This window comes from Streptomyces sp. NPDC050145 (assembly GCF_044460245.1).
Lineage (GTDB): Bacteria > Actinomycetota > Actinomycetes > Streptomycetales > Streptomycetaceae > Streptomyces.
Map to the genome: position 1 here is coordinate 282,338 of NZ_JBITJS010000005.1, position 20,879 is coordinate 303,216.

At 70.3% G+C, this 20,879-nt stretch carries 16 protein-coding genes; 4 read left to right on the forward strand and 12 right to left on the reverse strand.

Going from position 1 to position 20,879, the window contains the following annotated elements:
* Positions 1 to 10: 10 nt before the first annotated feature.
* From ACIBTU_RS12755 to ACIBTU_RS12800, 10 genes are all read right to left on the reverse strand, one after another.
* Complete coding sequence (locus ACIBTU_RS12755; protein ID WP_399126059.1) at positions 11 to 874, reverse strand: carbohydrate ABC transporter permease; 864 nt, start codon at positions 872 to 874, stop codon at positions 11 to 13.
* Positions 871 to 1,743 carry a carbohydrate ABC transporter permease gene (locus tag ACIBTU_RS12760; protein ID WP_399126060.1) on the reverse strand — a complete coding sequence of 291 codons (873 nt, stop codon included), beginning with the start codon at positions 1,741 to 1,743 and terminating at the stop codon, positions 871 to 873. Before ACIBTU_RS12760 ends, ACIBTU_RS12755 begins: the two co-directional genes overlap by 4 nt.
* Positions 1,744 to 1,871: 128 nt before the next feature.
* Entirely contained in the window at positions 1,872 to 3,134 is a 1,263-nt protein-coding gene (locus tag ACIBTU_RS12765) for an ABC transporter substrate-binding protein (RefSeq protein WP_399126061.1), read from the reverse strand.
* Between the two features lie 121 nt (positions 3,135 to 3,255).
* The gene (locus ACIBTU_RS12770; RefSeq protein ID WP_399126062.1) at positions 3,256 to 4,188 is read right to left on the reverse strand and encodes an oxidoreductase; all 933 of its coding nucleotides are present in this window, start codon (positions 4,186 to 4,188) and stop codon (positions 3,256 to 3,258) included.
* Positions 4,189 to 4,253: 65 nt separating this feature from the next.
* Entirely contained in the window at positions 4,254 to 6,182 is a 1,929-nt protein-coding gene (locus tag ACIBTU_RS12775) for an ABC transporter permease (RefSeq protein WP_399126063.1), read from the reverse strand.
* Between the two features lie 353 nt (positions 6,183 to 6,535).
* Entirely contained in the window at positions 6,536 to 7,228 is a 693-nt protein-coding gene (locus ACIBTU_RS12780) for an ABC transporter ATP-binding protein (protein ID WP_399126064.1), read from the reverse strand.
* 62 nt (positions 7,229 to 7,290) lie between these two features.
* Positions 7,291 to 7,728 (reverse strand): hypothetical protein, encoded by a 438-nt coding sequence (locus ACIBTU_RS12785; RefSeq protein WP_399126065.1) that lies wholly within the window; start codon positions 7,726 to 7,728, stop codon positions 7,291 to 7,293.
* A 254-nt stretch (positions 7,729 to 7,982) separates the two neighbouring features.
* Positions 7,983 to 10,703 carry a pyruvate, phosphate dikinase gene (gene ppdK / locus ACIBTU_RS12790; RefSeq protein ID WP_399126066.1) on the reverse strand — a complete coding sequence of 907 codons (2,721 nt, stop codon included), beginning with the start codon at positions 10,701 to 10,703 and terminating at the stop codon, positions 7,983 to 7,985.
* A 471-nt stretch (positions 10,704 to 11,174) separates the two neighbouring features.
* Positions 11,175 to 12,302 carry a tRNA dihydrouridine synthase DusB gene (dusB, locus tag ACIBTU_RS12795; protein WP_399126067.1) on the reverse strand — a complete coding sequence of 376 codons (1,128 nt, stop codon included), beginning with the start codon at positions 12,300 to 12,302 and terminating at the stop codon, positions 11,175 to 11,177.
* 50 nt (positions 12,303 to 12,352) lie between these two features.
* Positions 12,353 to 13,225, reverse strand: a complete 873-nt coding sequence (locus tag ACIBTU_RS12800) for a helix-turn-helix transcriptional regulator (protein WP_399126068.1) — start codon at positions 13,223 to 13,225, stop codon at positions 12,353 to 12,355.
* 159 nt (positions 13,226 to 13,384) lie between these two features.
* Here ACIBTU_RS12800 and ACIBTU_RS12805 point away from each other — a divergent pair, with 159 nt between their 5' ends.
* A complete protein-coding gene (locus ACIBTU_RS12805) occupies positions 13,385 to 14,875 on the forward strand; it encodes an MFS transporter (protein WP_399126069.1) in 1,491 nt (496 codons plus the stop codon).
* Here the strand turns inward: ACIBTU_RS12805 and ACIBTU_RS12810 are convergent.
* On the reverse strand, positions 14,859 to 15,737 hold the full coding sequence (locus ACIBTU_RS12810; RefSeq protein ID WP_399126071.1) for a helix-turn-helix transcriptional regulator: 879 nt from the start codon (positions 15,735 to 15,737) through the stop codon (positions 14,859 to 14,861). The genes ACIBTU_RS12805 and ACIBTU_RS12810 overlap by 17 nt on opposite strands.
* Before the next feature lie 101 nt (positions 15,738 to 15,838).
* Here ACIBTU_RS12810 and ACIBTU_RS12815 point away from each other — a divergent pair, with 101 nt between their 5' ends.
* Together ACIBTU_RS12815 and ACIBTU_RS12820 are read left to right on the forward strand one after the other, a co-directional pair.
* Positions 15,839 to 17,281, forward strand: coding sequence for an MFS transporter (locus ACIBTU_RS12815; RefSeq protein WP_399126072.1), 1,443 nt, complete (start codon positions 15,839 to 15,841; stop codon positions 17,279 to 17,281).
* A gap of 22 nt (positions 17,282 to 17,303) precedes the next feature.
* A complete protein-coding gene (locus ACIBTU_RS12820) occupies positions 17,304 to 18,236 on the forward strand; it encodes a molybdopterin-dependent oxidoreductase (RefSeq protein ID WP_399126073.1) in 933 nt (310 codons plus the stop codon).
* A 73-nt stretch (positions 18,237 to 18,309) separates the two neighbouring features.
* Here the strand turns inward: ACIBTU_RS12820 and ACIBTU_RS12825 are convergent, their stop codons facing one another.
* Positions 18,310 to 19,692 (reverse strand): glycine--tRNA ligase, encoded by a 1,383-nt coding sequence (locus tag ACIBTU_RS12825; RefSeq protein WP_399126074.1) that lies wholly within the window; start codon positions 19,690 to 19,692, stop codon positions 18,310 to 18,312.
* Positions 19,693 to 19,880: 188 nt separating this feature from the next.
* On the opposite strand from ACIBTU_RS12825, the gene ACIBTU_RS12830 reads away from it, so the two are divergent.
* Entirely contained in the window at positions 19,881 to 20,864 is a 984-nt protein-coding gene (locus ACIBTU_RS12830) for a metal ABC transporter substrate-binding protein (protein ID WP_399126075.1), read from the forward strand.
* Positions 20,865 to 20,879 lie beyond the last annotated feature (15 nt).

Sequence of the window (20,879 nt, forward strand, 5' to 3'; positions counted from 1 at the left end):
CTCCGGCGGGTCAGTCGATGCCGGAGCGCTCCACGCCCGCCACGATCCATCTCTGGAACAGCAGGAACACGAGCAGCAGCGGCAGGATCGACACGGCGGCCGCCACGAACAGCTCGTGCAGCCGCACCACTTGAGCCGTCGTGAACGAGGACAGCGCCACCTGGACCGTCCAGGAGTTCCGGTCCTGCCCGATGACCAGCGGCCACAGGAACGAGTTCCACGCGCCGATGAACACGATCGTGCCGACGGCCGCGAAGACGGGCCGGGAGTTCGGCACGACCACCCGCCAGTACGTACGCCAGTAGCCGAGCCCGTCGACCCGCGCCGCGTCCTCCAACTCCCCCGGGAACCCGAGGAAGTACTGCCGGAAGACGAAGCAGGCGAACGCCGAGAACAGGGTCGGCACGATCAGTCCGCGCAGCGTCGACACCCAGCCGAGCGAGGACACCAGCACGAAGCTCGGCACGAACGTGACGGCCGCCGGGACCATCAGCGTGCCGAGGATCGCGTAGAAGACCTTGTTCGCGTGCCGGTACGGAATGCGGGCCAGACCGTATCCCGCCAGCGAGGCCAGCACGAGGGTGCCGAGGGTCGTGGCGACGGCGATGAGCGCCGAGTTGAGCAGGGAACGCGCGAACGGGACCGAGCTGTCCTCGAACAGCTCGGTGACATTGCCCCAGCGCAGGTCCGAGGGGAAGAACGTCCAGTCCGGAGAGGTGATCTCCTGCTCGGTCGCCAGGCCGTTGCGGACCAGGAGGTAGAACGGGACGAGGAAGAGCAGGGCGAGGGCGACGAGCAGCGCGAGCCGCAGGGCGCGCCCGGCCCGCACCAGCCCGTCGTCCCGGTACCGGTGGGGCCTGCGGGAAGTGCTCACGCGTCGGCCTCCTTCCTGCCGAGCCCGAACCAGCGGGCCTGCCCGATCGTCACGACCGCGACGATCAGCGCGAGCAGTACGGCGCCGGCGCTGCCGAGGCCGAGGTTCTGCCCCTGGCCGAGCGCCAGGTAGTAGAGGTAGACGAGGGGCGGGCGGGCGTAGGGCGGGTACCCGCGGGCGTCGGACAGCAGGTTGTAGAACTCGTCGAAGGCCTGGAAGGCGTTGATGACGAGCAGCAGGACGACGGCGACGGACGTCGTGCGCAACTGCGGGAACGTGATGTGCCGGAACACCTGCCAGCCCGGCCGCGCCCCGTCGACGGCCGCCGCCTCGTACAGCGTCGGACTGATCCGCTGGAGCCCGGCCAGGAAGAGGATCATGTAGAAACCGGCCTGGAGCCAGAGCCGTACGGTGACGATGCCCAGCCAGTACCAGGGCGGGTCCGTGGTGGACAGCCAGGCGATCTGGTCGACGTCCACGTAACCGAGCAGAGTGTTGGCCAGCCCGAAGCGCACCCCGTTGAACAGCGACATCTTCCAGATGAGGGCCGCGACGACGTAGCTGCACGCGGCCGGCAGGAAGAAGACGGACCGGAAGAAGGCCTGGGCGCGCCGCAGCCGGTTCACCATGAGGGCGAGGGCGAGCGAGGCGGCGTAGGTCGTCGGCACGATGAACAGCGTGAACAGGCAGAACGTCCACAGGCTGCTGGTGAACGCCTCGTCGCGCAGCAGCGCCGTGTAGTTGCCGAAACCGACGAACTCGGTGGGCGTCACGGTGTTGTGTGCGTCGAAGAAGCTGAGGTAGACGCTCCAGCCGAGCGGCACGTAAGTGAAGACGAGCAGCCCGAGCAGGAACGGCCCGACGAACACCCAGAACCACCGGGCCCGATGCTTCTCCTTCCCTAGCCTGCCTTGCTTCCCTCGTCTGCCTTGTCTCTCTCGGCCGTCTTGTTTCTCTCGGCCGTCTTGTTTCTCTCGGCTTTCTTGTTTCTCTCGGCTCACTTGCTCTTCACGCGGTCGAGCTCGGCCGACACCTTCCGCACGACGGTCTTCAGCTCGCTGTCCGGGTTCGCGCCGTCCTTGATGATCCGGTTGAGCGCGTCCTGGTACGCGGTCTGCGCGGCCGGGGTCCACAGCAGTGGCTGGGCGAAGCCGTGGTCGGTGGTGAACCGGACGGCGTCGGCGGCGGCACCCGAGCGCAGCTTGGCGGCCTTCTTCGCGAGGGAGATCCGGGCGGGGATGTGGAAGCCGTAGGAGAGCGCGAAGTCCTCCTGGTAGTCGGTGCGTTCGATCCACAGCCACTTCAGGTAGTCCTTGGCGGCCTGGGTGTGCGCGGTGCGGGTGGAGACGGCCGCGGCGTAGGCGCCGACCGGGACGGCGGGCCGGCCCTGCGCGCCGTCCTTCGGGAACGGCAGCACCCCGAAGTCGTCGCCGAGCGCCTTCTGGACGACGGGCAGCGCCCACAGTCCGGACCACTGCATGGCGGTGAGGCCCTGGACGAACGCCGACGGGTCCGACCAGTCCGCGGGGGCGCCGAGCAGCAGTGACTTGTCGGCGTAGAGCTGGTGGAGCTTGCCGAGGGTGCGGGCCGCGGCGGGGTCGTCGAAGCCGACCTTGCCGTCCTCGGTGACGAGTTCGAGCCCGGCCGCGAGCAGCGGCGTCCCGCCGAGCACCCCGGCCCCCGCGTCGTTCCCGAGAAAGAGCCCCTTGACCTTCTTGCTCGTCAACTTCTTCGCCAAGTCGACGAGTTGATCAAGCGTCCGAGGCGGCTCAACCCCTGCGCTCTCCAGCAGACTCTTCCGGTAGTAGAGCATCTGCATGTCGACGACCTGCGGGATGCCCCAGATCTTCCCGTCGTACGTCTTCGGCGCGAGGACCGCCTGGTTGAAGTCGTCCTTGACACCCTCGAACAGGTCGGTGAGGTCCACGACCTGCTTGCCCTGGATCTGGTCCAGGGTCGGCCCGTTGACCTCGAACACGTCCGGGCCCGACTTCGTCAGCAGCGCGGCGGCGGTCTGCTGGTCGTAGTTGCCGGGCCGCCACTGCACGCCGACCCGCGCCTTGTCGTAGGCCGCCGCGTACTTCTTCACGGCCTGCTCGGTGCCCTGTTCGCCGTACTGGTGGTACCAGTGCGAGAGCTTCGGACCGCTGCCGCCGCCTCCGTCGTCGCCACCGCCGTCCCGGCCGGTGTTCGATCCGCACGCGGTGAGCAGTCCGAGCGCGGCGGCGCTCCCGAGCATTCCTCTACGGCTGATGGTCATGCTGTAGCCCCCAGTTGTCCGTCCGTGGCCCGTACACATGCATCCGTACACATGAACTCGACCGCCCAACGATCAACCATGCAAGGGAATTACGACAGACCCACTACAGCGGCGTGACGTCTCATCCCTTGAACGCACTGTCGTACGCGACGCCCGTGAGCTGCTCGGACGCGGCCCAGAGCCGTTCGCCCGCCGTGTCGTCGAGCGTCCACGGCGCCCGCCAGGACCTGCCCGGGGCGCCGCGCGTCATCAGCACACGGGGCCCGTAGAAGTCATCGGGACGGACGTCGGGAACGGTGGCGGCGTAGAGGGTGGGCAGGGCGCCGCCCTCGGCGGGCTGGGCGAAGATCCGATTGCCCAGCTCGAAGATCCGCTCGGCGCCCTTGCGGCCCTCCATGCGTGCGCCGCGCGTCTGGAGCGAGGTCGCGGCGTAACCGGGGTGGGCGGCGGCCGCGACGAGTGCGGTGCCGGCGGCGGTCGCCCGCCGCGCCAACTCGTGCGTGAACAGCAGATTGGCCGTCTTGGACCGCCCGTACGCGATCCACTTGCTGTACTTCCGCTCGCTGTTGAGGTCGCCGATGTCGATGTTGGCGAGGGCGTGCATCCCGCTGGAGACGCTGACGACGCGGGGCGCGGGAGCGGCGAGCAGGCTGGGGAGCAACAGGCCGGTCAGCGCGAAGTGCCCCAGGTGGTTGACCCCGAACTGGGTCTCGAAGCCGTCGGCGGTGAGGGAGTGGGGCAGGGCCATGACCCCGGCGTTGTTGACGAGCAGGTCGAGGGTGCGGTCCTGCCACGCCTCGGCGAACGCCCGTACGGACGCGAGGTCCCCGAGATCGAGCGCCGCGAACTCGACCTCCGCCCCCGGCACCTCCTTCTGGGCCTGCTCGACGGCGGCGCTCCCCCGCGCCTCGCTCCGGCACGCGAACACGACCCGCGCGCCGGCCCGGGCGAGCTCCCGCGCGGTGACGTATCCGATGCCGCTGTTGGCCCCGGTGACGACGGCGGTCCGCCCGTGCTGGTCGGGGATCCGGTTCGCGTTCCATGCGGCGCTCATCGTGGGGCCTCTCTCCTGGTGCGTCGGCGGCGGGGTTACCGCAGAGTACGCCCCGCGCCCGGCGCTCAGTCCCGGCGAATCAGCTCCGGGTCGATCCGTCTCCCGATCAGCGGAAGCGAGCCGAGGGCGGCGATCCCGACGACCCCGAGCGCGCTGCCGATCAGGAGCGGCACCCCGTCCCCGTCCCAGAACACCTCGCCGCCGCCGCTGACCAGATAGCTGGACTCGACGAGCTTCCCGGTGACCAGGGCGAGGACGAGCCCGACCCCCAGAGGCATGACGACCTGCGCCACCTGCACGGCCCGCAACGTCCGCCGCCTCGTCCCGAGCAGCGTCAGCGCGGTGACCTGCACCCGCCGCTCGACGGCCCGGTCCCCTGCGGCGACGAGGTAGGCGGCGACCCCGATGATCAGGCCCAGGACCATGCCGACGCCGAGGAGGGATTTGATGAGGGCGACTTGGCGGATGCCGTCGATGTTGATGCCGACGGGGTCTACCTGGGCTACGGGTGCGACGGCGCCAATGCCGTCGAGGACGGTGCGGACTGTGTCGGTGTCCGATCGGGAGGCCAGGATGATGCTCGCGCCTTCGGGCCGGCTGCCCGGCGGGAGCGCCGAGGGTGGTACGAGGACGGACGCATCGTCCGCCGCTGAAAGACCGTACGAGGACACGCGCACGACGCTCTCCGGAACGGTCAACTTCCACATGTGCGGACGTCCGTCCCGGCGCAGACGCACCGGGAAGACAGCGCCCGGCTTCGCCTGCGGGTCTGCCACGCCCTGTGAGCTGCGCAGCAGCTGGGTCCTTCCGTCCACACAGCCGCCCAACCGCTCGGTCATCGCAGCAAGTTGGTCACAGGTGGCGATGAGGATGTCCACGCTCGGTTCGTTCCGCTCCGATTGAAGGTCCCGCCATGATGCCGTGGCCGTGACCTGTGCGCGGACCTGCGCAATCCGGCCCATCCCCCGGATCTGCGCATCCGACAACTGCTCGGCCTGGATCGAGTACTCCTGCTCGGGCGAGTCGTTCCGGTACACCTGGTCCAGTTCGATCAGCACGCCCTGGGTCAGGGACGCAGCGAAGACAACGAGTACCAGACCCGTGGCTACGCGAAGCGCACTCCCCGCCTCCACCTCGTTGCGTCGCATGGCCAGGCCGAGAGCGAAAGAACGGGTGGAGGCCGCCACTCGCCGAGCGAGGAACTGGGCGAGGACCGGCAGACTGAGGGCGAGTCCCGCACCGATGAGAACGACCGAGGCGGGGATGAGGATCGCGGAGAGTCCCGTCGTGCGGGGCGCGTGCCCCGTGGCCCCGGCCACGCAGTAGCCGGCGGCGATGCCCGTACCCGCGAGCAGCGGAAGGAATCCCCACCGTGTGGGTCGGCGCGCTGCCGCGCTGCGCCGCACCGAGAGCGGGCTCCCCACGGCGTCCCGCGTTCCGGCACGGCTCACGAACCAGGCGAGCAAGGGGCACCCCACCAGACAGGCGACTAGGGTCACCGCGCTCGGCGCGCCGTCCTCCGGGTACCACTTCAGGCCGGGAAGACCGGCCCTGGCCCCCACCTGGTTGAGTACGAGGTACAGCCCCAGTCCGCACAGCCCGGCCAGGAGCGCGGAGACGACGGTCTCCGCCGCGTTGACCCGCTGGGTCCCCTTGGCGCTCAGGCCGACCAGGCGCAGTGCAGCGAGCCTGCGGGCCCGGCTGGCGGCGGACAGTCGTGCGCAGACGGCGAGGAAGACGCCGAGGGGGAGCAGGACGACTCCGACCATGGTGAAGCGGACGATGTCGAGTGCGCCCTCTTCGATGGTCGGCGTACCGACGTAGGGCTTGCCGAAGCTGTCGATGCGATAGCCGTCCGGGAGGTGCGCATGGCGGACACCGATGTACGCGAAGAGTTCGTCGGGGTCGGCCACTCCCCCGCGATCGATGACGCCAGCCTGCCGTCCGGGCAACCGCTGCTTGAGTCCGGGCTGTTCGGCCAGGATCTCAGCCAAGTGCGGCGAGACGAAGACCTCACCCGGCCGGGGCGGCCGGTCAAGGCCGGGCGGGACCGGTGCGGCCTCGGTCCTGCCCGGCGCAATGAAGACCCGAGTGAGCTGCCGGGATCCATAAGGGTCATCTCGCGTCAGTGCAAGGGGAGATGCCTCGCGCCCGTACCGGGCCGGCCCGGACATCGTGGGTTCACGGGCGGCGACGCGCGCGTCACGGGCTTCGAGAATTCCGGAGATGGACAGCACGATGGCGAGGCAGCACACTCCGACGGCACCACCGGCCACCATCAGGACGAACCGGACCCGATTGCCGCGGCCCGAACCGGCTAACAGGCGCAGGCCGAGAAGGAATTCCCTCATGACGCACCCTCCGGACAAAGCATTCCGTCGGTCATGACGTAGCGGGCGTCGGCCCGCGCGGCAACAGTCGGATCGTGTGTGACGAGCACGACCGCCGTGCCCTGCGCCTTGGCCAGAAGCAGGAACTCCTCCAGGACCGTGTTCGCGTTGGCGCTGTCCAGGGATCCGGTCGGCTCATCGGCGAACACCACTGCTGGGCGGTGGATCAGAGCCCGCGCTACCGCGACGCGTTGGCTCTGGCCGCCCGACACCTGGGCCGGGCGTCGGTCGCGGACGGAGTCGAGCCCGAGCCGCCGCAACACATCCCCCGCAAGGGCGAGCGCCTCCCCCTTGCGCTGCCCGGCCAGCCGCAGCGGCAACGCCGCGTTCTCCTCCACAGTCAGCTCCGGCAGCAACTCCCCGTATTGAAAAACGAACCCGAACCGCTCGCGCCGAAGCGCACTGAGTTCCTCGTCGTCCAGCTCGCCCAGCACATTCCCTTCGAACCACACCTCCCCCTCCGACACGGGGAGCACCCCGGCCAGGCAGTACAACAGCGAGGACTTCCCCGACCCGCTCTGCCCCGTCACGGCGACCACCTCACCGCGCCGCACAGCGAGGGACACCCCTTTGACCGCCGGAGTCGCTCCGTAGTGGAGCGCGACATCGCGGGCGGCCAGTACCTCTGACGTCTCTGAGAACACCTGCATCCAGCCCTCCCGAAACGGCCCGGGACGGCTCCGTCGCACACCCCGGGCCGACATGTGATCAGTCAGCGACGGTTGTAGTGCACGGGGTGCGAGCAGTTGTCGGGATTCAGCGATCCCCGGTCCCGGCATGCCCGCAGATACGCGTCCATCGTGTACCGCTCGGCCCCGTCCCAGTTGGAGTGATGCATGGTGACGGTCTTGTTCTGCTTGCCGTTGTACCGAACCCAGTCGTGCCCCTCGACCTTCACCAGCACATACACGTTGTGCCCGTCAGTGTCGGACTTGTCCGTCAAGTCACCGCGCCACTCGAAGGATCCGTGATTGACGCCCGGCGCGTTGAGCCGGTACTCGGCATGTTCGAACAACACGCCGCCACTTTTGCGGGCCGGCAACTCATGCCACGAAGCCGCCACCGCCACCCCCGCCCCACCCACGAACACCCCGGCGGCAACCAGCCCCACCACACCGTTCTTCACACTCCGCAAACGCACGACGCGCACACCCTCCGAGTAACCCCGGCCGCTCCAGCGGCGGGCCGGGGATCACAGACAGTAGCCGTACGAAAAGTGCCGAACCGATTACTCAAAGTGACGATCACTTGATGGGGTGATCCTCGCGCGGGCCCGGAACGCCGGGGAAACGAAAAAGCGGCACCCCCCGCACAGGGGTGCCGCTCTCTCGTAGGTGACCGGGGCCGCCGAAGGACCGGTGAGGGTCAGGGACCGACGGCGGCTCCGGGGTTCACGCGTGGGGGTCAGCGGTGGTCGCTGCCCTCCGACGAGGAGGCCGCACGGCCCGCCTCGAGGCGCGCGACGGGGATGCGGAACGGGGAGCAGGAGACGTAGTCGAGGCCGACCTCGTGGAAGAAGTGGACCGACTCCGGGTCACCGCCGTGCTCGCCGCAGACGCCGAGCTTGAGGTCGGGGCGCGTGGCGCGGCCGGCCTCGACGGCGTTGCGGACGAGGGAGCCGACGCCGTCCCGGTCGATCGTCTCGAACGGGGAGACGCCGAAGATGCCCTTCTCCAGGTACGCCGTGAAGAAGGAGGCCTCCACGTCGTCGCGGGAGAAGCCCCACACGGTCTGCGTCAGGTCGTTCGTGCCGAAGGAGAAGAACTGCGCGGCCTCGGCGATCTGACCGGCGGTGAGCGCGGCGCGCGGCAGCTCGATCATCGTGCCGATGGCGAGCTTGAGCTTGACGCCGGTCGCGGCCTCGACCTCGGCGATGACCTGGTCGGCCTCCTCGCGGACGATCTCCAGCTCCTGGACGGTGCCGACGAGCGGGATCATGATCTCGGCGCGCGGGTCGCCCTTGGCGTTCTTGCGCTCGGCGGCGGCCTCGGCGATCGCGCGGACCTGCATGGTGAACAGGCCGGGGATGACCAGACCGAGGCGGACACCGCGCAGACCCAGCATCGGGTTCTGCTCGTGCAGGCGGTGCACGGCCTGGAGGAGCCGCAGGTCGTTCTCGTTCGCGTCCTTGCGGGACTCGGCGAGCGCGACACGCACCGACAGCTCGGTGATGTCGGGCAGGAACTCGTGCAGCGGCGGGTCGAGGAGGCGGACGGTGACCGGGAGGCCGTCCATCGCCTCGAAGAGCTCGATGAAGTCCTTCTTCTGGAGCGGGAGCAGCGCCTGGAGGGACTCCTCGCGCTCACTCTCCGTGTCCGCCAGGATCAGGCGCTCGACGAGCTCGCGGCGGTCGCCGAGGAACATGTGCTCGGTGCGGCACAGGCCGATGCCCTGGGCGCCGAAGCGGCGGGCGCGCAGCGCGTCCTCGGCGTTGTCCGCGTTGGCGCGGACCCGCAGGCGGCGGACCCGGTCCGCGTACGCCATGATCCGGTGCACGGCGCCGACGAGCTCGTCGGCATCGTCGGCGCCGGCGTGCATGCGGCCCTCGAAGTACTCGACGACCGGGGACGGGACGACCGGCACCTCACCGAGGTAGACCTTGCCGGTGGAGCCGTCGATGGAGACGACGTCGCCCTCCTCGACGACCACGCCGGAGGGGGTGGTCATCCGGCGGCGCTTGGTGTCGACCTCGAGCTCCTCCGCGCCGCAGACACAGGTCTTGCCCATGCCGCGGGCGACGACGGCCGCGTGGGAGGTCTTGCCGCCGCGCGAGGTCAGGATGCCCTCGGCGGCGATCATGCCGTCCAGGTCGTCGGGGTTGGTCTCGCGGCGGATCAGGATGACCTTCTCGCCGGAGCGGGACCACTTGACGGCCGTGTAGGAGTCGAAGACGGCCTTGCCGACGGCCGCGCCCGGGGAGGCGGCGATGCCGCGGCCGATCTGGTCGACCTTCGCGTCCTCGTCGAACTTGGGGAACATCAGCTGGGCGAGCTGCGCGCCGGTGACGCGCTGCAGGGCCTCGGCCTCGTCGATGAGGCCCTGGTCGACGAGCTGGGTCGCGATGCGGAAGGCGGCACCGGCGGTGCGCTTGCCGACGCGGGTCTGCAGCATCCACAGCTGGCCGCGCTCGATGGTGAACTCGATGTCGCAGAGGTCCTTGTAGTGGTTCTCAAGGGTCTGCATGATCTGCATGAGCTGGTCGTACGACTTCTTGTCGATCTGCTCCAGCTCGGCCAGGGGGACCGTGTTGCGGATGCCCGCGACGACGTCCTCGCCCTGCGCGTTCTGCAGGTAGTCGCCGTAGACGCCGGCGTGGCCGGAGGCGGGGTCGCGGGTGAAGGCGACGCCGGTGCCCGAGTCGGGGCCGAGGTTGCCGAAGACCATCGAGCAGATGTTGACCGCGGTGCCGAGGTCGCCGGGGATGCGCTCCTGCCGGCGGTACAGCTTGGCTCGGTCGGTGTTCCAGGAGTCGAAGACCGCGTGGATCGCGAGGTCGAGCTGCTCGCGGGCGTCCTGCGGGAAGTCGCGGCCGGCCTCGGTCTTGACGATCTTCTTGAACTTGGTGACGAGCTTCTTGAGGTCGGCCGCCTCGAGGTCGGTGTCGACCGTGACCTTCTTGGCGTGCTTGGCCTTCTCGAGCTCTTCCTCGAAGAGGTCGCCGTCGACGTCCAGCACGGTCTTGCCGAACATCTGGATGAGGCGGCGGTACGAGTCCCACGCGAAGCGGTCGTCGCCGGCCTGCTTGGCGAGGCCCTGCACGGACTTGTCGGAGAGGCCGATGTTCAGGACCGTGTCCATCATGCCGGGCATGGAGAACTTGGCGCCCGAGCGGACGGAGACGAGCAGCGGGTCGTCGGCCTGGCCGAGCTTCTTGCCCATCTGCCGCTCGAGGGCGTCCAGGTGGGCGGACACCTCGTCACGCAGTGCCACCGGCTCCGAACCACTGTCGAGGTAGACCTTGCAGGCCTCGGTGGTGATGGTGAAGCCGGGAGGGACCGGAAGACCCAGGTTGGTCATCTCGGCGAGGTTGGCACCCTTGCCGCCGAGGAGGTCCTTGAGGTCCTTGTTTCCCTCGGTGAAGTCGTAGACGAACTTCGCTACCTGGGGAGTGTTGTTTTCCGACACGGGTCTCGACCCCTTGAGGCTCGGTGGCTGCCCTGACGGCCAGGAACATACCCAGATCCAAGGCTGATGGGTACGTCCACTCAGCCGTCCTGGGGCCCTAACCACCCGTCCGCCAGCAGATTGAAAGTAATGGGTTGGCAAGGTCGCCTGGCGCTATTCGTTCATTTCTTGAACTCACAACTCCCGTAGACCCGCTAAAACGCTCACATGAGCGGGCTCACAGCTCACTTGCGTTCACATCATAAATGATCGCGCAGTGGCACTCAGTGCCAGGCATTGAAGAAGCGCAGTCAGCGAATAAGCGCTCATCTGAGCGCAACCCCTATCAGGGGTGGCGAGGATCACGCGCCGGAAGAGCCCGTTCGGACACCCGGATTTCAGCATCCGGACAGCACGGAGGCGCCCGCCGGTCATCGACCGACGGGCGCCTCGACCCGAATGAGCGCCGCTCATCTGTGCGCGGCGTACGGCTCAGCCCCCGGAGGTGTCCAGCTCCGCGTCCTCCGAGACGCCCGCGCAGTCGTACGGGTCCTTGAGCCAGCCGTCCGGGAGCACCACGCGGTTGTTGCCGGAGGTGCGCCCGCGGGGGCCGTCGGCGCCGGACGGCCAGTCCTGGTCCAGGTCCAGCTCGTCCAGGCCCGCCCGCAGCTCCGCGAGCGAGGAGGTGATCGCGAGCCGCTTGCGCATCTCGGAGCCGACGGAGAAGCCCTTCAGGTACCAGGCCACGTGCTTGCGGAAGTCGATGACACCGCGGGCCTCGTCGCCGATCCACTCGCCGAGCAGCGTCGCGTGCCGCACCATCGCGTCGGCGACGACCCGCAGCGTGGGCCGCACCCGCTCCTCGCGGCCCTCGAACGCGGCGACGAGGTCGGCGAACAGCCAGGGCCGCCCGAGGCAGCCGCGGCCCACGACCACGCCGTCGCAGCCGGTCTCGCGGACCATGCGCAGCGCGTCGTCGGCGGACCAGATGTCGCCGTTGCCCAGGACCGGGATCTCGGGGACGTGCTCCTTGAGTCGGGCGATCGCGTCCCAGTCGGCGGTGCCGCCGTAGTGCTGGGCGGCGGTGCGGCCGTGCAGCGCGATCGCGGTGACGCCCTCCTCGACGGCGATCCGGCCCGCGTCGAGGTACGTGATGTGGTCGTCGTCGATGCCCTTGCGCATCTTCATCGTGACCGGCAGGTCACCGGCCCCGGAGACGGCTTCCTTCAGGATCGCGCGCAGCAGGTTCCGCTTGTACGGGAGCGCGGAGCCGCCGCCCTTGCGGGTCACCTTGGGGACGGGGCAGCCGAAGTTCAGGTCGATGTGGTCGGCGAGGTCCTCTTCCGCGATCATGCGGACGGCCTTGCCGACGGTGGCCGGGTCGACGCCGTACAGCTGGATCGAGCGCGGCTTCTCGGTCGCGTCGAAGTGGATCAGCTGCATGGTCTTCTCGTTGCGCTCGACCAGCGCCCGGGTCGTGATCATCTCGCTGACGAAGAGACCCTTGCCGCCGGAGAACTCCCGGCACAGCGTCCGGAAGGGGGCGTTCGTGATCCCCGCCATGGGCGCGAGGACCACCGGCGGTTGCACCAGGTGGGGGCCGATGGTCAGAGCGGACATCGCAGGGTTCTCCGGAACGTACGGGGCTGGGGGCAAGGACCCATTGTCCCTCACCCGGCGAGGGCCCCGCCCCGGGCGGCCAGCTTCTCCAGGCGCCGTTCGCTCTCGTCGTCCACGGGCACGTACGCGACCAGCCGGTGTCCGCCGCTGTCCGGGCTGAGCCACAGGTGGCGGTGTTCCAGGCGCAGCAGGCCGATCTCGGGGTCGGGGTGCAGGTACCGCTTCACGTGCGGGGCCATCGGCGCGACGTCGTGCAGTTCCCACAGCGCGCGGAACTCCTCCGACGCGGCGAGCAGCCCGTCGAGCCGGGCCTGCCAGGCGGGTTCGGCGACGTGCTCGGCCATGGCCTGCCGGAACTTGGCGACGATGACCGGCAGCATCGCGTCCCGCTCTACGAACTGGGTGCGCCAGCGCTCGCTGGTGGCCATCAGCCACAGCGCGTTGCGGTGCTCGGGGGCGAGCTCCTGCGGGTCACCGAACACGTCGGCGTAGGCCTGGTTGGCGGCGAGGATGTCGTAGCGGGCGTTCTTCACGGTGGCCGGGTAGGGCGCCAGCTTGCGCATGGTGCGCAGGGTCGTCTCGGTGACGGGCGAGCAGGCGGTCTCGGCGTGCGGGTCGACGGTGCCGGCGAGCGCGAAGGCGTGGGCGCGCTCGGTGGGGTCCATCTGGAGGGCCCGGACGACGGCGTCGAGGACGCCGGGCGAGACGTTGATGGCGCGCCCCTGTTCGAGCCACGTGTACCAGGTGACGCCGACGGCGGCGAGGAACGCGACCTCCTCGCGGCGCAGCCCCGGGGTCCGCCGGCGGGCGGTCCGCGGCACCCCTGCCTGCTCCGGGCTGATGCGTTCCCGCCGGCTCCGCAGGAACGCGGCGAGTTCGTCCCTGCGGGCCTGGGCCGAGCCGGCCGCGACAGCTGTGGTCATGCCCTCCAGGGTGCCCCCGCGCTCATCCCGTTGCCAGGTGCTGCCTGTAACAGGATGAGCAGGCTCTGGTACCTGGCTGAGGGGTGCGCGATGGTCGGGGGCATGACCTCCTCGGCTCCCCGCTCTCCGCATCCGGCGGATCGGGCTACCTTCGGAAACATGCCCGATGCCCTGACCCCGCCGGCCCCGTCCGCGCTGTCCCACCGCCGGCGCCTGCTGGTCCTGGCGATCTGCTGCATGAGCCTGCTGATCGTCAGCCTCGACACCACGGTGCTGAACGTGGCGCTGCCGAGCATGGCGAAGGACTTCGGGGCGACGCTCCCGGGCATGCAGTGGGCGATCGACGCCTACACGCTGGTCCTCGCCTCGCTGCTGATGCTGGCCGGGTCGACGGCGGACCGGGTCGGCCGGCGCAAGGTCTTCATGGTCGGCCTGATCGTGTTCACGGCCGCGTCCGTGGCCTGTTCCCTCGCGCCGAACCTGGAGGCGCTGGTCGCGTTCCGGATGCTCCAGGCCGTCGGCGGTTCGATGCTCAACCCGGTCGCCATGTCGATCATCACGAACACGTTCACCGACCCGGCCGAGCGGGCCCGCGCCATCGGTGTGTGGGGCGGCGTCGTGGGCCTGTCGATGGCGGCCGGCCCGCTGGTGGGCGGTCTGCTCGTGGACTCGGTCGGCTGGCGCTCGATCTTCTGGGTCAATCTCCCGGTCGGCCTCGCCGCCCTGGCCCTGACCTGGCGGTTCGTCCCCGAGTCCCGCGCGCCGAAGGCCCGCCGCCCGGACCCGGTCGGGCAGCTCCTGATGATCGCGCTGCTCGGTTCCGTCACGTACGCGATCATCGAGGGCCCGCACGCGGGCTGGACGTCGGTGCGGATCGTGTTCTTCGGCGTCCTCGCGCTCGCCGCGCTGACCGGTCTCCTGCTCTACGAGCCCCGGCGCACCGAACCCCTCATCGACCTGCGGTTCTTCCGCTCGGCCCCGTTCAGCGGCGCCACCGTCATCGCGATCAGCGCGTTCGCGGCGCTCGCCGGGTTCCTGTTCCTGTCGACGCTGTACCTCCAGGACGTGCGCGGGCTGAACGCGCTGCACGCGGGGCTGTGGATGCTGCCGATGGCGGCGATGACGCTGGTCTGCGCGCCGCTGTCGGGCCGGCTGGTCGGCAGCCGGGGGCCGCGGATCTCGCTGCTGGTCGCGGGCGTGGCGATGACGGCGAGCGGGGTGCTTTTCGCGGCGTTCGACGCGCAGACCTCGAACGGGACGCTGGTGCTCGGCTACGTCCTGTTCGGCCTGGGCTTCGGCTTCGTGAACGCGCCCATCACCAACACAGCGGTGTCCGGGATGCCCCGCGCCCAGGCCGGGGTCGCCGCGGCCGTCGCCTCGACCAGCCGGCAGATCGGCTCGACGCTCGGCGTCGCGGTGATCGGCGCGGTCCTCGCCTCGGGCGTCGCCGGGTCCTCGTACGCCGCGTCGTTCACGGGGGCCGCCCGGGCCTGCTGGTGGATCATCGCCGGGTGCGGTCTGGCCGTGCTGGTGCTCGGCCTGGTGACCAGCGGGCGCTGGGCCCGGGAGACGGCGCGGCGGACGGCGGAGCGGCTCGCTGCGCCGCAGGAGGAGGCGGGGGCGCGGCCCGCGGTCACGCCGCGCGGCTGAGCGCCAGCTCCCGAAGCCGGTCGAGGCGCTCGCGCGAGGTGGCGTCGGTCGGCGTGTACGTCACCAGGCGGGAACCGCCGCCCCGGGTGAGCCACAGGTCGGTGTGGACGAGGGCGAGCGGGCCCACGTACGGGTTGTGGAAGTGCTTGACCTTGCTGGCCACGGACTGGACGACCTCGTGCCGCTCCCACACCTCGCGGAACTCGGCCGACTCCTCGGTGAGCCGCTTGAGGACCGCCTTCCAGGCGGGCTCGGCGAGATGCTCGGCCATGCCGGCCCGGAACTTCGCGGCGAGGGTGCGCAGCACGTCGTCGAGGCCGACGATCGAGGAGCGCCAGCCCTCGTGGGTGAAGGCGAGCAGCATCCAGTTGCGGTCCTCGGGCGGGATCTCGTCCAGGTCGCACAGCAGCAGCCGGTAGGTGCTGTTGTAGGCGAGGATGTCGTAGCGGCTGTTCTGCACGCAGGCCGGGATCGGCTCCAGCTGGTCCATCAGCGCGACGAGTTCGGGGCTGAGCGGGGCGCAGACCGTGGCCGGTGCCGGGTCGACCGCGCCGGCGAGACCGAAGAGGTGGGCCCGCTCCCCCACGTCGAGGCGCAGTGTCTTGGCGAGCGCGTCGAGGACCTGTGCGGAGACCTGGATGTCGCGGGCCTGCTCCAGCCACGTGTACCAGGTGACGCCGACCGCGGAGAGCTGGGCGACCTCCTCGCGGCGCAGGCCCGGGGTGCGGCGGCGCCGTCCGCGCGGCAGGCCGACCTCCTCGGGTGTGATCCGCTCGCGGCGGCTGCGCAGGAACCCGGCCAGTTCGTGGCGCCGGATCTCGGCGGGCCGCGCGTGCTGCACATCCTGCGTCATGGTGGTCATGCCTCCAGCGTGGACCGGGTCCGAGCCTGTTTCCAGGTAGCGGTTCTACCAGGATAAGAACACTCTGGTACCCGTCTGCGCGAGGGCGGACCCTCGATGTCATGACCACCCACACGCACACCGCGCCGGGAGCGGCGGGCCTGGCACCCTCCGCGCCGGCCGTCCCGGCCCTGGGCCGCGCCGGGCTGCTGACCGTGCTGCTCGGCGCCGCCCTGCCTCTCGTCGACTTCTTCATCGTCAACGTCGCCCTGCCCACGATGGGCCACGATCTGCACGCGAGCGAGCCCGTCCTGGAGCTGGTCGTCGCCGGGTACGGCATCGCGTACGCCGTGCTGCTCGTGCTCGGCGGCCGGCTCGGGGATCTGCTGGGCCGGCGCCGGATGTTCCTGGGCGGTCTGGCCGCGTTCGGGCTGACCTCGCTGGCCTGCGGGCTCGCGCCGACGGCCTGGGTGCTGGTGATCGCGCGAATCGCGCAGGGCGCGGCGTCGGCGGCGCTGCTGCCGCAGGTCCTCGCCACGATCCAGGCGACGACCGAGGGCCCGCGCCGGGCCCGCGCGATGAGCATGTACGGGGCGACGGCGGGCCTGTCGATGGTCGCCGGGCAGGTGCTCGGCGGGGTCCTGGTCGCGGCGGACCTGTTCGGCACGGGCTGGCGCTCGGTGTTCCTGGTGAACGTGCCGGCGGTGCTGCTCGGCCTCCTGCTCGCCGCGCGCACGGTCCCCGAGACCCGCTCCGCGCGGCCCGAGCCGCTCGACGGCCCCGGCACGGTGCTGCTCGCGCTGACCCTGACCACGCTGCTCGCCCCGCTGACCGAGGGCCGGGCGGCGGGCTGGCCACTGTGGACGTGGCTGTCGCTCGCGGCGACCCCGTTCCTCGCGTACGGCTTCTACGCGGTGGAGCGCCGGGCGGACCGCGCGGGCCGCACCCCGCTGGTCCCGCCGTCGCTGTTCCAGCTGGTCTCCCTGCGGCGCGGCCTCGCCATGATCGTGCCGTTCGCCCTCGGCTTCTCCGGGTTCATGTTCGTGATCGCGGTGGCGCTCCAGCAGGGCGCGGGGATGGGCCCGGTCTCGGCGGGGCTCGCGCTCGCGCCGATGGCGGCGGCGTTCTTCGTGACGTCGCTCGCGGGCCCGCGCCTCGTCGCGCGCTGGGGCACGCGGGTCGTCACGGCGGGCGGTCTGCTGCAGGCGGCCGGTCTGCTGCTGATCGGGTTCGCGGCGTGGCGGACCTGGCCGGACCTGGGCGTGCTCCAGCTGCTGCCCGGGGCGGCCGTCGCGGGGGCGGGGCAGGCGCTGCAACTGCCGATCCTGTTCCGCGTGATCCTGTCCGAGGTGCCGGCGGCGCGGGCCGGGGTCGGCGGCGGCGTGATGACGACGGCCCAGCAGGCGGCGATGGCCCTGGGTGTGGCCACGCTCGGCTCCCTGTTCCTGTCCCTCACCCCGGGCCTCGGCATGCGCGACGCCCTCCTGCTCACCCTCGCCGCCCAACTGGCCACGGTGGCCCTGACGCTGGCCCTGAGTCTGCGGCTTCCCCGGACGGTCCGCTGAGCGGCGGGCAGACTGGTCCTCCATGAGCTCTCGCCCCGCGGATCCGCGCACACCGGCCTCGTTCCTCACCCCGGTCGACTCCGTCTTCGTACGGACGCACCTGGGGGCGCCGCCCGAACTGGACGCGGCGGAGTGGGAGTTACGGGTGGAGGGCCTGGTGGAGCGTCCGCTGCGGCTGGACCTGGCGGCTCTGCTCGCCCTCCCCCAGCGGCGTCTGACGGCGGTCCACGAGTGCTTCGGCAGTCCGTTCGCCCCGGACGTGCCGACCCGGGCGGTCGCGAACCTGGAGTGGACGGGCGTCCCCCTCGCGGCGCTGCTCGACGCGGCGGGCCCGCGACCGGACGCCCGGCACGTCTGGTTCGAGGGCGCGGACCACGGCACGTTCGCCGGTGAGCAGGACCTGACCTACGTGAAGGACCTGCCGCTGGAGCGGGCCCGCGCCGAGGTCCTGCTGGCCCACGCGGTGAACGGGGCGCCGCTGCCGCCGCGCCACGGTTTCCCGGTACGCGCGGTGGCCCCGCTCCTCTTCGGCACGAACTCGGTGAAGTGGCTGACCCGGGTGACCGTCTCCGCCGTGCGCCCCGACCATCTCTTCACGACGCGGCTGTACGTGCGAGGCGGCGCCCCGGTGCGCGACCTCGACGTCAACAGCAAGCTGCTGTCCCCCTACGACGGCGACGAGATCCCGGCCGGTCCGGTGGAACTGTCGGGCCGGGCCTGGAGCGCGGCGCAGGTCACGGGGGTCGAGATCGCGATCGACGACGGCCCCTGGCACCCGGCCGACCTGGCCCCAGCGGGCCCGCACCCCGAGGCCTGGCGCCCCTTCACCTTCCGGGCCGAGCTGCCCCCGGGCCCGCACCGCGTCCGCAGCCGCGCCACGGACGCCGGGGGCCGCACCCAGCCGCCCCCGGGCTCCCGCAACGCATGGCACGAGATCGAGGTACGGGCCACCTAGGAGTCCCCGGGACGGCAAAGAGCCCCGGGCCCCTGAAAGACAGGGACCCGGGGCTCGAGCGTGCCGGAGGTGATCAGCAGCCGACGAGGCGCGCAGCCAGGTAGCCCTCGATCTGGTCGAGGGAGACCCGCTCCTGCTTCATCGTGTCGCGCTCGCGCACGGTGACCGCGTTGTCGTCCAGGGTGTCGAAGTCGACGGTGACGCAGAACGGCGTACCGATCTCGTCCTGGCGACGGTAGCGGCGGCCGATGGCGCCGGCGTCGTCGAAGTCGATGTTCCAGTTCTGGCGCAGCGCGGCGGCCAGGCCCTTGGCCTTCGGCGACAGCTCCGGGTTGCGGGACAGCGGGAGCACCGCGACCTTCACCGGGGCGATGCGCGGGTCGAAGCGCATGACGGTGCGCTTCTCCATCTTGCCCTTGGCGTTGGGCGCCTCGTCCTCGAAGTACGAGTCGAGCATGAAGGCCAGCATCGTGCGGCCGACACCGGCCGCGGGCTCGATGACGTACGGCGTGTAGCGCTCGCCCTTCTCCTGGTCGTAGTAGGAGAGGTCCTGGCCGGAGGCCTTGGAGTGCGCGGACAGGTCGTAGTCCGTGCGGTTGGCGACGCCCTCGAGCTCGCCCCACTCGCTGCCGCCGAAGCGGAAGCGGTACTCGATGTCAGCGGTGCGCTTCGAGTAGTGGGAGAGCTTCTCCTTCGGGTGCTCGAACCACCGCATGTTCTCCTCGCGCAGGCCCAGGCCGGTGTACCAGTTCCAGCGCTGCTCCATCCAGTACTCCTGCCACTGCTCGTCCTCGCCGGGCTTGACGAAGAATTCCATCTCCATCTGCTCGAACTCGCGGGTGCGGAAGATGAAGTTGCCGGGCGTGATCTCGTTGCGGAACGACTTGCCCATCTGCGCGATGCCGAAGGGCGGCTTGCGGCGGGAAGTCGTCTGCACCTGGCTGAAGTTGGTGAAGATGCCCTGCGCGGTCTCGGGGCGCAGGTAGGCGACGGAGCCGCTGTCCTGCGTCGGGCCGAGGTGCGTGGAGAGCAGACCCGAGAACTGCTTGGGCTCGGTGAAGGCGCCCTTGGTACCGCAGTTGGGACAGTTGATGTCCGCGAGACCGTTCTCCGGAACGCGACCCTTCTTCTCCTCGTACGCCTCTTCCAGGTGGTCGGCGCGGAAGCGCTTGTGACAGGAGGTGCACTCGGTGAGCGGGTCGGTGAACGTGGCGACGTGGCCGGAGGCCTGCCAGACGTCGGTCGCCAGGATCACGGACGAGTCGATACCGACGACGTCCTCGCGCGAGGTGACCATGTAGCGCCACCACTGACGCTTGAGGTTCTCCTTGAGCTCCACGCCCAGCGGTCCGTAGTCCCAGGCGGCACGCTGACCGCCGTAGATCTCGCTGCAGGGGTAGACGAAGCCACGGCGCTTGCTGAGGCTGACGATGGTTTCGATCTTGTCGGCGGCCACGGTGCTCTCTTCATTACGACGACGGTGAGTGCGCTGGATACGCACTCCGGGAGCGAATGCTTCAGGTTACCGGCGGGGCCACCCCCCGAACCAAATCGGTTCCGGGTCCGGAGTCGCCACAGAGTGGGACGAAGGTCTCGACGAGAGCTTGTTGACAATCGTTTCCAGTTTTGTTGAAAATGAGTGTCATGAACGTACGCCTGCCCCGGCTCTCCGGCCGCCGACTCATATCCACCACCGCCGTCGCCGCGACGACCGTCCTCGGTCTGACCGCCCTGTCCGCGTGCTCCACGACGAGCGCGGCGGACGGGAAGAACAGCGACGGCAAGCTGGACGTCGTCGCGTCGTTCTATCCGATGCAGTTCCTCGCCGAGCGGATCGGCGGCGAGCACGTCAGCGTCACCAACCTGACCGAGCCGGGCCAGGAGCCGCACGACCTCGAGGTCAGCGCCCAGCAGCGCGGCCGGATCGAGCAGGCCGGCGTCGCGCTCTACCTCAAGGGCCTGCAGCCCTCCGTCGACGAGGCGATCAGCCAGTCCGGGATCAAGACCAAGGTGGACGCCGCGTCGCTCACCTCCCTGGAGAAGCACGGCTCGGAGGTCGGCGGCCACGCCGAGGAGCACGAGGGGCACGACCACGGCGGCGAGGAAGGCTCCGACCCGCACATCTGGCTCGACCCCGTGAAGTACGCGGAGGTCGCCCAGGGCGTCGGCAAGGCGCTGGAGAAGGCCGACCCGGACCACGCGGCCGACTACAAGAAGAACACCGCCGCGCTGGTCACCGACCTCGGCAAGCTCGACCAGAAGTTCAAGGACGGCCTGGCGCACACGGACTCCAAGGTCTTCATCACCACGCACGCCGCCTTCGGCTACCTCGCCGAGCGCTACGGCCTCACCGAGGAGGCCATCAGCGGCCTCGACCCGGAGAGCGAGCCCAGCGCCGCCCGCGTCAAGGACCTCCAGAAGATGGCGAAGGCCGACGGCGTGACGACCGTCTTCTACGAGACCCTCGTCAGCGACAAGACGGCCAAGACGCTGGCCGGCGACGCGGACCTGAAGACGGACGTGCTCGACCCGCTCGAAGGCATCACGAAGAAGTCCAAGGGCGAGGACTACGTCCAGGTCATGGAGTCGAACCTGACCGCTCTGCAGAAGGCGCTCGGCGGCAAGTGACGTACGGATCAAGCG